The organism is Citrobacter sp. LUTT5 (assembly GCF_009905315.1).
Taxonomy (GTDB): Bacteria; Pseudomonadota; Gammaproteobacteria; order Enterobacterales; family Enterobacteriaceae; genus Citrobacter; species Citrobacter freundii.
In genome coordinates this window covers 2767376-2780528 of the sequence record NZ_CP047606.1, presented here as the reverse complement: position 1 = coordinate 2780528, position 13153 = coordinate 2767376, and the positions used below count along the sequence as shown (strand labels likewise).

Here is a 13153-nt window from a genome sequence, read left to right as displayed (position 1 = left end):
ACAACCCGGCCACCGAGCCGGGTTTTTTTATGGAAAAAATATGAGCACTACACCAACTAACATGCCGGTTCCGAGCGAAAAGCCGCAAGATCTGAAATTCAACGCCGGGAAAATTGATGAATTTGTTACGTCAATGGCCCAGCAGTACATCGATCGTTTTGGGAATGCACATTACACGATTGAAGGTCTTAAGCAGTTAACTCTTCAGCAGATCTACAATCTCGGCTGGAATCTGGCGGGAACATTTCAGGGCGGTGGGACAGTTACTGCTGCTGGTGATGTACTGCAGGATACGTCGACAAATGTCTGGTACAGATGGGACGACCTGACAACATTGCCAAAAACAGTTCCTGCTGGCTCTACGCCAGAATCATCAGGTGGGACAGGTGAAGGGAAATGGCAGCCAGTAGATATCAGTGATGTATTGAGAAAAGATTTAGCGGCAGGGACAGGCTCCCTTCTTGTAGGATACGATCTCAACCAGCCATCATCACAACTAACCACGGTAGACAGAAAGCTCAGAAACTCTATCGATTTGGCTGCTGATTTTGTTCCTGGCGGGGTAATTACAGGTCAACCAGATCTGACTACAAACCTTCAGGCTGCAATTGTGGCCGCGCACACTTTAGGAATTCCAGAGGTAACAGTCGTTGGTGATTTCTATATCTCAGATATGGTGTTGCTATATCCTGGTGTAACCATTGTTGGTGGAGGGTATGACAAAACATTTATCAGAGCCACTAACAGCTTTCCTGCCGGCGGAACAATGATCCGCGGCATACGTCCATCGGGATGGGTGCCGGGTGCTCACAATATGGGGATTCGTGATGTTTACCTGGTAGGGAGAAATGCAAAAGATATTAATGCTATTGATATCAATGATGCTTCTTACCCAAGATTTACGCGTGTGCGAATGGACTTATTCAATAATGCACTATCATTTAATAAATGGATTGACGATACTCGCGTAACAACTGGGGGGCTAACTACATATCCTAATGCACATGATACATCTGCAGGTGGGCAAAGCTATTTCGGAGTAGTAGAACAATGCTATGCTGGTAATTGCATTCGTTGTGTAGATTTTAATGGTATTGTTAATCGATGGACATTCATAAGTAATACATTGACAGCAAGCGATCTTGCTTACAATTTCAGTAATCCTCGCGGTGTATACGAAACTAATACTTTTATATCTTGTAATATTGAAGGTGTGAAAAGCGCATGGGAATGGTTTTTTTCTATTAACTCTCCATACAATAACACGTGGATTACAACATCAATTGATAACTCTAATAGCTTCCAATGCCTTGCAAAAGACCCAGGCAGACAAACATTTATAAACCTAAGCTTATTTCCATTCAATAATTCTCAGTTTGTATCTTTCTATGGAATAAACCCTGATGGAATTAGAAGCACCGTCATTGGATCTAACTGGAAGCCTAACGATGCTAATATGCAAACTCCTGAGAACTTATCTAGGGAGCCTATTCACGCTTTGAATGGAATTTTTAATAAAAAATTCGGAACGCTCCATGTAAACAAAACATTCGCAGTAGATGAGCAGATGACATATCCTGTTCCTATTGATGGAGTAACACAAGGGGTTGCTTTTGCTTGGTCATCAAGTAAGGCATATCCAACGCTAAACATATCTGTAGCATCAATAACAGCAGGTCAGGCGGTACTTTCTATTTGGAACGGTACTGCATCACCAGTTGTTGTAGACGCCGATTTCTATGTAACTCCATTGGGTAAGAGCTATTACTAGCAATTGTATTGGTAAGAACTTAATTTTTTAGCTTATAATATGTATATTAATATATGTTATGGTTATAAAAATGAGTTTAAACATAAGAAAAAGTAATAAGCTTGATTACATTCAAGCCATGAGGGGGTTCGCGGCTATGGCGGTTGTTATTTGCCATTTAAGGGATCTTTTTCATGGAACGCCATATTCCTCTTTTGTTGACAGGTGGATGCTACCAGGGGCATATGGCGTTGATTTATTTTTTATGATAAGTGGGTTTATAATAACATACACTGGCATGAACTATACAAGTCATGACAGTGTGAAATTTATAGTAAAAAGAATTTTAAGGATCTGGCCTCCTTATGCTATATGGACGTTAATATATGTTATTTATTTCTACGGACTGAATTTAGATTCATATATGTATGAAAAAATCATAAAAAGCCTGCTTTTCATACCTCTTAATTTTGACTCCGCTCTTTATTTTGGCTCGGCTGTTCTTCCTCCAGGGTGGACGTTAAATTATGAGATGTATTTTTATCTTGTTTTTTCTATATGCCTTGTCTTTGGAAGGTTTAGGTTTATCGTAATGGGGATGTGGTTTTTGATTACATTGCTTAGTGTGCCATATTTTCTTAACCTGTCAGGATATAAGCCAGCATTCATTGGCGGTGGATATCTTAATCTAATGATGCAGAGCTTAATATTTGAGTTTTTATTTGGAGTAATATGTGCTCTTATATATAAAAACGGAAATTATTTCTTGAAGTCTAAATTTCAAGTATATCCATGTCTAGTTTTATCATTAGCAATTCCTTTGCTCGCCTACATCCTTGGAGTTAAAACACAGGATCACGGACCAGCAAATTTTGGCATGTTCCTTATTCCTTCGTTCTTGCTTATAGTGCTTTGTGGAAAGTATATAGAGGAAAACTTTTCAATACCTAAAATACTTACTCACATAGGTGATGTATCATTTTCATTGTATCTGTGCCATATAGTTGTGATTAACGTAGTATATGTTATTGTTTCTCGCTTTATTGATGATTCCATCCATAAAGGAATTGCAACTGTAATAATTACTATTCCTTTAGCTACATTTATAGCATCACTTTCTTATAAGTATATTGAATGCAATCTTCATTCTTTTTTGGATAAGTTGTTTTTCCGTTTCAAAAACAAGAATGTTAGAGAAACCGCACAATAAATATCGTGCTTTTAATTTTAAAAATTTTTCACAAAGCCATGTCATAAGAAGCATGGCTTTTAGATTCCTCCCTACAGCACCTTCTCATCAAGCCAGTCCGCCCACCATTGCATCATTTCCCGGCGCTTATCCATGTACTGAGCGTGATTGTATATCCAACGAATGGATCCGCTGTTAGCGAGCGCTCGCATCTTATTCACTTAGTCGATCGCATCCATTGTTGCAAGACAATTTGAATCAATGTGAAACAGAGTGGTGCAATCACCACTTTTTTAGTGTTACCATCATTTTACCGGGTGAGGGACTGAGGATGTCAGTTTTTCATTTGTGTACCAGATTGTGTACCAATTTAGCGATTGTTGGTTAGATGGTTGCACAACTTATTGTAAACAAATAAATTTTCTCTTTGTATGTGATCTTACGTGTGGGTCACCACTGCAAATAAGGATATAACATGCCTGTTATTACTCTTCCTGATGGCAGCCAACGCCATTACGACCACGCTGTAAGCCCCATGGATGTTGCGCTGGACATCGGTCCAGGCCTGGCGAAAGCCACTATTGCTGGCCGTGTTGACGGTGAGCTGGTAGATGCTTCCGATCTGATTGAGCATGATGCGAAGCTCTCCATCATCACCGCGAAGGATGAAGAAGGTCTGGAGATCATTCGTCACTCCTGTGCGCACCTGTTAGGGCACGCGATCAAACAACTCTGGCCGCACACCAAAATGGCGATCGGACCGGTTGTTGATAACGGTTTTTACTACGATATCGATCTTGACCGTACGTTAACCCAGGAAGACGTCGACGCGCTTGAGAAGCGGATGCACGAGCTCGCTGAGAAAAACTACGATGTCATTAAGAAGAAAGTCAGCTGGTACGAAGCGCGTGAAACCTTCGTGAAGCGTGGCGAGACCTATAAAGTCTCCATTCTTGATGAAAACATTGCCCATGATGACAAGCCTGGCTTGTACCATCATGAAGAATATGTCGATATGTGCCGTGGCCCGCACGTGCCGAATATGCGTTTCTGCCATCACTTCAAATTGATGAAGACCGCAGGGGCATACTGGCGTGGCGACAGCAATAACAAGATGCTGCAGCGTATTTATGGTACTGCATGGGCAGATAAAAAAGCCCTGAATGCCTACCTGCAACGTCTGGAAGAAGCGGCCAAACGCGACCACCGTAAAATCGGCAAGCAGCTTGACCTGTATCACATGCAGGAAGAAGCGCCGGGTATGGTGTTCTGGCACAACGATGGCTGGACTATCTTCCGTGAACTGGAAGTCTTTGTTCGCTCAAAACTGAAAGAATACCAGTATCAGGAAGTGAAAGGTCCGTTCATGATGGACCGCGTGCTGTGGGAAAAAACAGGTCACTGGGACAACTACAAAGATGCGATGTTCACCACCTCTTCTGAGAACCGTGAATACTGCATTAAGCCAATGAACTGCCCTGGCCACGTACAGATCTTTAATCAGGGTCTGAAATCCTATCGCGATCTGCCGCTGCGTATGGCTGAGTTTGGTAGCTGCCACCGTAATGAACCGTCTGGTGCGCTGCATGGACTGATGCGTGTTCGTGGCTTCACTCAAGATGATGCGCATATCTTCTGTACTGAAGAGCAGATTCGTGATGAAGTTAACGCGTGCATTCGTATGGTCTACGATATGTACAGCACCTTTGGCTTCGAGAAAATCGTCGTCAAACTGTCCACTCGCCCCGAAAAACGTATCGGTAGCGATGAAATGTGGGACCGTGCTGAAGCTGACCTGGCCGTTGCGCTGGAAGAAAACAACATCCCGTTTGAGTTCCAACTGGGTGAGGGCGCGTTCTACGGTCCGAAAATTGAATTTACCCTGTATGACTGCCTCGATCGTGCATGGCAGTGCGGTACTGTACAGCTGGACTTCTCCCTGCCGTCCCGTTTAAGCGCCTCTTACGTTGGCGAAAACAACGAACGTCAGGTGCCGGTTATGATTCACCGTGCAATTCTTGGGTCGATGGAACGTTTCATCGGTATCCTGACCGAAGAGTTCGCTGGCTTCTTCCCGACCTGGCTTGCGCCGGTTCAGGTTGTGGTCATGAACATCACCGATTCTCAGTCTGAATACGTTAACGAATTAACGCAGAAACTACAAAATGCGGGTATTCGTGTAAAAGCAGACTTGAGAAATGAGAAGATTGGCTTTAAAATCCGCGAGCACACTTTACGTCGTGTCCCTTACATGTTGGTCTGTGGCGACAAAGAGGTAGAAGCAGGCAAAGTTGCCGTGCGCACCCGTCGTGGCAAAGACTTGGGCAGCCTGGACGTAAATGAAGTGATTGAGAAGCTGCAACAAGAGATTCGCAGCCGCAGTCTTCAACAACTGGAGGAATAAGGTATTAAAGGCGGAAAACGAGTTCAAACGGCACGTCCGAATCGTATCAATGGCGAGATTCGCGCCCTGGAAGTTCGCTTAACAGGTCTGGAAGGCGAAGCTTTGGGTATTGTGAGTCTGAGAGAAGCGATCGAAAAAGCTGAAGAAGCTGGAGTAGATTTAGTTGAAATCAGCCCTAACGCCGAACCGCCAGTTTGTCGTATTATGGACTACGGCAAGTTCCTTTATGAAAAGAGTAAGTCTTCTAAGGAACAGAAGAAAAAGCAAAAAGTTATCCAGGTTAAGGAAATTAAATTCCGTCCTGGCACCGACGATGGCGATTACCAGGTAAAACTCCGCAGCCTGGTACGCTTTCTGGAAGATGGCGATAAGGCTAAGATCACGCTGCGTTTTCGCGGTCGTGAGATGGCCCACCAACAGATCGGTATGGAAGTGCTCAACCGCGTCCGTGACGATCTGAGTGAACTGGCAGTAGTCGAATCCTTCCCTACGAAGATCGAAGGCCGCCAGATGATCATGGTGCTCGCTCCTAAGAAGAAACAGTAAGGCCTTCAAGTAGCAATGTCTGTGGAGCCTACGGGTTCCACAGCCGTTGTTCGCCTACGTTTCGTTTATTAACAATGCGAAGTGGAAGTTATTAAAATGCCAAAAATTAAGACCGTACGCGGTGCTGCTAAGCGTTTCAAAAAAACCGGTGGTGGTGGATTTAAGCGTAAGCACGCAAACCTGCGTCATATTCTGACCAAAAAATCTACTAAGCGTAAACGTCACCTGCGTCCAAAAGGCCTCGTGTCTAAAGGCGATCTGGGTCTGGTTATCGCGTGCCTGCCGTACGCATAAGCCGTTAACGTTTAATTCATTTTTTTACTAAGAATATAGATACAGGAGAGCACATATGGCTCGCGTAAAACGTGGTGTAGTTGCCCGTGCACGTCACAAGAAAATTTTGAAACAAGCTAAAGGCTACTACGGTGCGCGTTCTCGCGTATACCGCGTTGCCTTCCAGGCTGTTATCAAAGCTGGTCAGTACGCTTATCGTGACCGTCGTCAGAAAAAGCGTCAGTTCCGTCAACTGTGGATTGCGCGTATCAACGCAGCAGCACGTCAGAACGGTATTTCTTACAGCAAATTCATCAACGGCCTGAAAAAAGCCTCTGTTGAAATCGACCGTAAGATCCTGGCTGACATCGCAGTATTCGACAAAGTAGCGTTCACCGCTCTGGTCGAAAAAGCGAAAGCAGCTCTGGCATAAGCCGGTGAAAAGAGGGAGCCTGGCTCCCTCTCTTTTATTTGCAGTACAATCAATTAGTTGACAATTTATCCGTAAGCCTTTTCAATAAAGGTTGTCCGGTTTTTACCACACAAGGTAACGCAAGCATGAATGCTGCTATTTTCCGCTTCTTCTTTTACTTTAGCACCTGAAATCAGGAGGCTTGCGCGTGAAAGAAGAAACGGAAAACAGCGCCTAAAAGCCTCCCTGGTGGAGGCTTTTTTTATACGCGTCATCCTTCAAGTTGTCTCTGTATTGGCTGCATTCGCTCTTTTGCTGCGTTGATACAACTTGAATGATTTTGCGTATATATGAGCGACTAGTGAATATCGCAACATAACGAGGAAAACCATGTCACATCTCGCAGAGCTGGTTGCCAGTGCAACGGCCGCCATTAACCAGGCTTCAGATGTTGCCGCGTTAGACAATGTCCGCGTCGAATATTTGGGCAAGAAAGGGCACCTGACCCTTCAGATGACAACCCTGCGCGAACTGCCGCCAGAAGAGCGCCCGGCAGCAGGTGCGGTGATAAACGAAGCCAAAGAGCAGGTGCAGCAAGCGCTGAACGCGCGTAAGGCCGAATTAGAAAGTGCTGCCCTGAATGCTCGTCTGGCAGAAGAAACTATCGATATCTCCCTGCCAGGGCGTCGTATCGAAAACGGCGGTCTGCATCCTGTAACGCGTACAATTGACAGGATTGAAAGTTTCTTTGGTGAGCTGGGCTTTACCGTGGCGACTGGTCCGGAAATCGAAGATGACTATCATAACTTCGATGCGCTGAACATTCCTGGCCATCATCCGGCGCGCGCTGACCACGACACTTTCTGGTTTGACGCGACGCGTTTGCTGCGTACGCAGACTTCCGGCGTGCAGATCCGCACCATGAAGGAAAAACAGCCGCCGATCCGTATTATCGCCCCGGGCCGTGTATATCGTAACGATTACGATCAGACTCACACCCCGATGTTCCATCAGATGGAAGGGCTGATTGTTGATACCAACATCAACTTCACCAACCTGAAAGGCACGCTGCACGATTTCCTGCGTAACTTCTTTGAAGAAGACCTGCAGGTTCGTTTCCGTCCTTCCTACTTCCCGTTCACTGAACCTTCTGCGGAAGTAGACGTGATGGGCAAAAACGGTAAGTGGCTGGAAGTACTGGGTTGCGGGATGGTTCACCCGAACGTGCTGCGTAATGTTGGCATCGATCCGGAAATCTACTCGGGCTTTGCATTTGGTATGGGGATGGAGCGTCTGACCATGCTGCGTTACGGTGTTACCGATCTGCGTTCTTTCTTCGAAAACGATCTGCGTTTCCTCAAACAGTTTAAATAAAGGCAGGATAAAACAATGAAATTCAGTGAACTGTGGTTACGCGAATGGGTAAACCCGGCGATTGATAGCGATGCTCTGTCAAACCAAATCACAATGGCAGGTCTGGAAGTTGACGGTGTGGAACCTGTTTCCGGCGCGTTCAACGGCGTTGTGGTGGGTGAAGTGGTTGAATGTGGCCAGCACCCGAACGCTGACAAACTGCGTGTCACCAAAGTGAATGTAGGCGGCGACCGTCTGCTGGATATCGTCTGCGGTGCGCCAAACTGCCGTCAGGGGTTGAAAGTGGCTGTGGCAACCGTTGGTGCCGTTCTGCCGGGCGATTTCAAAATCAAAGCCGCGAAACTGCGCGGTGAGCCGTCTGAAGGTATGCTGTGCTCATTCTCTGAGCTGGGTATTTCCGACGATCATAACGGGATTATCGAACTGCCGGCCGATGCGCCAATTGGCACCGATATCCGTGAATACCTGAAGCTTGACGACAACACTATCGAAATCAGCGTCACGCCGAACCGCGCCGACTGCTTAGGCATTATCGGTGTCGCACGTGATGTTGCTGTGCTGAATAAAGCTCCGCTGGTTGAGCCGGAAATCGCGCCTGTAGCGGCAACCATTAGCGACGTCCTGCCGATTCAGGTTGAAGCCGTGGAAGCCTGTCCACGCTATCTGGGCCGCGTGGTTAAAGGCATCAATGTTAAAGCGCCGACCCCGCTGTGGATGAAAGAAAAACTGCGTCGTTGCGGTATTCGTTCAATCGATGCCGTGGTTGACGTGACTAACTATGTGCTGCTCGAACTGGGCCAGCCGATGCACGCATTCGACAAAGACCGCATTGAAGGCGGAATTGTTGTCCGTATGGCAAAAGAGGGTGAGACCCTGGTATTGCTGGATGGCAGCGAAGCGAAGCTGAATGCGGATACGCTGGTGATTGCGGACCATAACAAAGCGCTGGCGATGGGCGGCATCTTTGGTGGCGAACATTCCGGCGTGAATGATGAAACGCAAAACGTCCTGCTGGAATGTGCATTCTTCAGCCCGCTGTCTATTACCGGTCGCGCACGTCGTCACGGTCTGCACACCGATGCTTCTCACCGCTATGAGCGTGGTGTTGATCCGGCTCTGCAACATAAGGCCATGGAACGTGCAACGCGCCTGCTGATCGATATCTGCGGCGGCGAAGCGGGTCCAGTCATTGACGTGACGAACGAAGACACGCTGCCAAAACGCGCAACCATTACGCTTCGTCGTAGCAAACTGGATCGTCTGATCGGACACCATATTGCGGATGAGCAGGTGAGCGACATTCTGCGTCGTCTGGGTTGTGACGTGACGGAAGGGCAGGATGAGTGGAAAGCGGTCGCGCCGAGCTGGCGTTTCGATATGGAAATCGAAGAAGACCTGGTCGAAGAAGTCGCCCGCGTATACGGTTATGACAATATCCCGAACACGCCGATTCAGGCGGGTCTTATCATGGGTACGCATCGTGAAGCGGATTTGTCGCTGAAACGTGTAAAAACCATGCTGAATGACAAAGGCTACCAGGAAGTAATTACCTACAGCTTCGTCGACCCGAAAGTCCAGTCGCTGCTGCACCCGGGTGAAGAAGCGCTGCTGCTGCCAAGCCCAATTTCTATTGATATGTCGGCTATGCGTTTGTCCCTGTGGACCGGCTTGCTGTCTACGGTAGTGTATAACCAGAACCGTCAGCAGAACCGCGTACGTATTTTTGAAACGGGTTTACGTTTCGTACCGGATACACAGGCCAATCTCGGGATCCGTCAGGATCTGATGCTGGCGGGCGTGATCTGCGGTAACCGTCATGATGAACACTGGAATCTGGCAAAAGAGACCGTTGATTTCTATGATCTGAAAGGCGATCTGGAAGCGGTTCTCGACCTGACCGGCAAACTGGCAGACATTCAGTTCAAAGCTGAAGCGAATCCAGCACTGCATCCGGGTCAGTCTGCGGCGATTTATCTGAAAGGTGAACGTATTGGTTTCATTGGGGTTGTTCATCCTGAACTGGAACGTAAACTGGATCTGAACGGTCGCACTCTGGTGTTTGAACTGGAGTGGAATAAGCTCGCAGACCGCGTGGTGCCTCAGGCGCGTGAAGTTTCTCGCTTCCCGGCGAACCGTCGCGACATCGCGGTTGTTGTGGCCGAAAACGTTCCCGCTGCGGATATTTTATCCGAGTGTAAGAAAGTTGGCGTAAATCAGGTAGTTGGCGTAAACTTATTTGACGTGTACCGCGGTAAGGGTGTTGCGGAGGGTTATAAGAGCCTCGCTATCAGCCTGATCCTTCAGGATACCAGCCGTACACTTGAAGAAGAGGAGATTGCCGCTACCGTCGCCAAATGTGTAGAGGCATTAAAAGAGCGATTCCAGGCATCATTGAGGGATTGAACCTATGGCGCTTACAAAAGCTGAAATGTCAGAATATCTGTTTGATAAGCTTGGGCTTAGCAAGCGGGATGCCAAAGAACTGGTCGAGCTGTTTTTCGAAGAGATCCGTCGTGCTCTGGAAAATGGTGAGCAGGTAAAACTCTCTGGTTTTGGTAACTTCGATCTGCGTGATAAGAATCAACGTCCGGGCCGTAACCCGAAAACGGGCGAAGATATTCCCATTACAGCACGGCGCGTGGTGACCTTCAGACCCGGACAGAAGTTAAAAAGCCGGGTCGAAAACGCAACGCCCAAAGAAGAGTGATTTAACGATCCGTTAAGTCACTTGCTCTGCCATCAAAGCGGCAGCGCAAACCATGATATATAACTAAAAAGGCCGCTCTGCGGCCTTTTTCCTTTTCACTACCGAATCAGCACCGTAGAATCACCTTCATCTCTTTTCAGCAGAATGGAAAACATGCTGACTTTCGCCCATCAACAGCAGCGTCGAAATGTGCGCTGGATACTGTCACTGTCAGTACTTATGCTACTGGCAACGATTCTAAGCTTGTGCGCAGGAGAACAATGGATCGCTCCCGGCGACTGGTTCAGCGCCCGCGGCGATCTGTTCGTCTGGCAAATCCGACTTCCCCGTACCCTTGCCGTTTTGCTGGTAGGCGCTGCGTTGGCCTTATCAGGCGCAGTGATGCAAGCTCTCTTTGAAAATCCGCTCGCCGAGCCGGGATTATTAGGAGTGTCTAATGGCGCGGGAGTCGGGCTTATCGCGGCGGTGCTGCTGGGGCAGGGGCAACTTCCCGGCTGGGCATTGGGCCTTTGCGCCATTGCCGGGGCGCTGATTATCACGCTCATACTGCTACGTTTCGCCCGCCGTCATTTGTCTACCAGCCGTCTGCTGCTGGCAGGGGTGGCGCTGGGGATTATCTGTAGCGCGCTGATGACATGGGCCATCTACTTCTCCACATCATTTGACTTACGACAGCTGATGTACTGGATGATGGGGGGCTTCGGTGGCGTAGACTGGCATCAGGCCTGGCTCATGGTGGCGTTGATTCCGGTACTGGTGTGGATCTGCTGTCAGTCGCAGCCGATGAATATGCTGGCATTAGGAGAGACGTCTGCTCGTCAACTGGGGCTGCCCCTATGGTTCTGGCGCAACCTGCTGGTGGTCGCCACAGGCTGGATGGTCGGCGTGAGCGTGGCTCTGGCAGGGGCGATTGGTTTTATTGGGCTTGTGATCCCGCATATTTTGCGACTGTGCGGCCTCACCGATCATCGTGTTTTATTGCCAGGTTGTGCGTTGGCTGGTGCAATCGCATTACTGTTTGCTGATGTTGTCGCGCGTCTGGTGCTGGCCTCGGCTGAGTTACCTATCGGCGTGGTGACGGCCACCATGGGCGCACCGGTATTTATCTGGTTATTGTTAAAAGCCGCGCGCTAGAACGCGTTGGTTCGGTCTATGATTAAAAACTGAAAATCCACCTGTTGTTCTGGAGATGCTATGCAAAACACTATCCTCGATACAGAAGTGACGACCATCGACGGCGAGGTTACCTCACTGCAGCCGTATTCCGGAAATGTGCTGTTAATCGTCAACGTTGCTTCAAAATGTGGACTGACGCCGCAGTACGAGCAACTGGAGAATCTGCAGAAAACCTTGCACCAACAGGGCTTCAGCGTTCTTGGTTTCCCTTGCAATCAGTTTCTGGGACAGGAGCCGGGCAGCGAAGAGGAAATAAAAACGTACTGCAGTACCACCTGGGGCGTAACTTTCCCGATGTTCAGCAAAATTGACGTCAACGGCGAGGGACGCCATCCGCTGTATCAGAAGCTGATTGATGCCGCGCCAACGGCCGTTGCACCTGCGGATAGTGGGTTCTATGAGCGAATGGCGAGCAAAGGTCGTGCGCCGCTCTACCCGGACGATATTCTGTGGAATTTCGAGAAGTTTTTAGTGGGTCGCGATGGAAAAGTGCTGCAACGATTCTCACCGGATATGACGCCTGAGGATCCCATTCTGGTGCAAACCATCAAGCAGGCGCTGGCAAACTAATGTCTCGATTGATGCAGCTACAGGACGTCGCGGAATCGACCCGTCTTGGCCCGCTTTCTGGTGAGATAAAAGCAGGAGAGATCCTGCATTTAGTGGGACCAAACGGTGCCGGAAAAAGTACGCTGTTGGCGCGTATGGCGGGTCTGACGAACGGAGAGGGCAGCATCACTTTTGGTGATATGCCGTTGGAGGAATGGCCGGCTGCCAGGCTGGCGCAATATCGTGCCTATCTTGCGCAACAGCAAAATCCGCCGTTTGCGATGCCGGTCTGGCATTTTCTGACGCTGCATCAACCCGACAAAGCACGTACCGATCTGTTACAGGAGGTCGCCGATGCGCTCGGCTTGGGAGATAAACTGGGGCGCGGCGTGAACCAACTCTCCGGCGGTGAGTGGCAGCGTGTGCGCCTGGCTGCGGTTATCCTGCAGATTTGCCCACAAGCGAATCCATTAGGTCAGCTTTTACTCCTGGATGAGCCGATGAACAGTCTGGACGTCGCGCAACAAAACGCACTGGATCGATTGTTGAGTCAGCTGTGTTTGCAGGGCATAGCGATTGTGATGAGTAGTCACGACCTTAATCACACCTTACGCCATGCGCATAAAGCCTGGCTACTCAAACGCGGGAAACTGCTTGCCAGTGGCTCTCGAGATGCGGTACTGACGCCGGCCAATCTGTCTGCGGCCTATGGCGTCAACTTCCGACGTTTGGATATTGAAGGGCACAGAATGCTCATATCAACCACTTAAGTT

General features: G+C 48.5%; 13 protein-coding genes, 1 pseudogene and 1 other annotated feature. Of the genes and pseudogenes, 13 read left to right on the top strand and 1 reads right to left on the bottom strand.

Features of this window, described 5'->3' with window-relative positions:
- The first annotated feature begins 40 nt into the window (after window positions 1-40).
- Together GUC46_RS13295 and GUC46_RS13290 are read left to right on the top strand one after the other, a co-directional pair.
- Window positions 41-1771 (top strand): hypothetical protein, encoded by a 1731-nt coding sequence (locus tag GUC46_RS13295; RefSeq protein ID WP_160180279.1) that lies wholly within the window; start codon window positions 41-43, stop codon window positions 1769-1771.
- A 136-nt stretch (window positions 1772-1907) separates the two neighbouring features.
- Window positions 1908-2960: an acyltransferase gene (locus GUC46_RS13290; RefSeq protein ID WP_160180276.1), complete on the top strand. Its 1053-nt coding sequence runs from the start codon at window positions 1908-1910 to the stop codon at window positions 2958-2960.
- Between the two features lie 71 nt (window positions 2961-3031).
- Here the strand turns inward: GUC46_RS13290 and GUC46_RS24080 are convergent.
- Window positions 3032-3145: pseudogene (locus tag GUC46_RS24080) on the bottom strand (hypothetical protein); the annotation flags it as partial.
- Between the two features lie 269 nt (window positions 3146-3414).
- Between GUC46_RS24080 and thrS the strand changes: the two are divergent.
- From thrS to btuD, 11 genes are all read left to right on the top strand, one after another.
- Window positions 3415-5343, top strand: a complete 1929-nt coding sequence (gene thrS / locus GUC46_RS13280; protein ID WP_003832572.1) for a threonine--tRNA ligase — start codon at window positions 3415-3417, stop codon at window positions 5341-5343.
- A gap of 3 nt (window positions 5344-5346) precedes the next feature.
- Window positions 5347-5889 carry a translation initiation factor IF-3 gene (gene infC, locus GUC46_RS13275; RefSeq protein WP_048997935.1) on the top strand — a complete coding sequence of 181 codons (543 nt, stop codon included), beginning with the start codon at window positions 5347-5349 and terminating at the stop codon, window positions 5887-5889.
- Between the two features lie 96 nt (window positions 5890-5985).
- Entirely contained in the window at window positions 5986-6183 is a 198-nt protein-coding gene (gene rpmI, locus GUC46_RS13270; protein WP_003030583.1) for a 50S ribosomal protein L35, read from the top strand.
- 55 nt (window positions 6184-6238) lie between these two features.
- Complete coding sequence (gene rplT / locus GUC46_RS13265) at window positions 6239-6595, top strand: 50S ribosomal protein L20 (protein WP_003030578.1); 357 nt, start codon at window positions 6239-6241, stop codon at window positions 6593-6595.
- Between the two features lie 120 nt (window positions 6596-6715).
- Window positions 6716-6840, top strand: a sequence feature (Phe leader region).
- Window positions 6721-6765 (top strand): pheST operon leader peptide PheM, encoded by a 45-nt coding sequence (gene pheM, locus GUC46_RS23935; protein ID WP_001386830.1) that lies wholly within the window; start codon window positions 6721-6723, stop codon window positions 6763-6765. It overlaps the preceding feature by 45 nt.
- A gap of 124 nt (window positions 6841-6964) precedes the next feature.
- Window positions 6965-7948: a phenylalanine--tRNA ligase subunit alpha gene (pheS, locus tag GUC46_RS13255; protein ID WP_003832580.1), complete on the top strand. Its 984-nt coding sequence runs from the start codon at window positions 6965-6967 to the stop codon at window positions 7946-7948.
- Between the two features lie 15 nt (window positions 7949-7963).
- Window positions 7964-10351, top strand: coding sequence for a phenylalanine--tRNA ligase subunit beta (gene pheT / locus GUC46_RS13250; RefSeq protein ID WP_003030574.1), 2388 nt, complete (start codon window positions 7964-7966; stop codon window positions 10349-10351).
- 4 nt (window positions 10352-10355) lie between these two features.
- A complete protein-coding gene (gene ihfA / locus GUC46_RS13245; protein WP_003030571.1) occupies window positions 10356-10655 on the top strand; it encodes an integration host factor subunit alpha in 300 nt (99 codons plus the stop codon).
- 153 nt (window positions 10656-10808) lie between these two features.
- Entirely contained in the window at window positions 10809-11789 is a 981-nt protein-coding gene (btuC, locus tag GUC46_RS13240; protein ID WP_003832584.1) for a vitamin B12 ABC transporter permease BtuC, read from the top strand.
- Between the two features lie 60 nt (window positions 11790-11849).
- Window positions 11850-12401: a glutathione peroxidase gene (locus tag GUC46_RS13235; RefSeq protein WP_049014469.1), complete on the top strand. Its 552-nt coding sequence runs from the start codon at window positions 11850-11852 to the stop codon at window positions 12399-12401.
- Complete coding sequence (btuD, locus tag GUC46_RS13230) at window positions 12401-13150, top strand: vitamin B12 ABC transporter ATP-binding protein BtuD (RefSeq protein WP_003030567.1); 750 nt, start codon at window positions 12401-12403, stop codon at window positions 13148-13150. The genes GUC46_RS13235 and btuD overlap by 1 nt, the downstream gene beginning before the upstream one ends.
- Window positions 13151-13153: the final 3 nt, after the last annotated feature.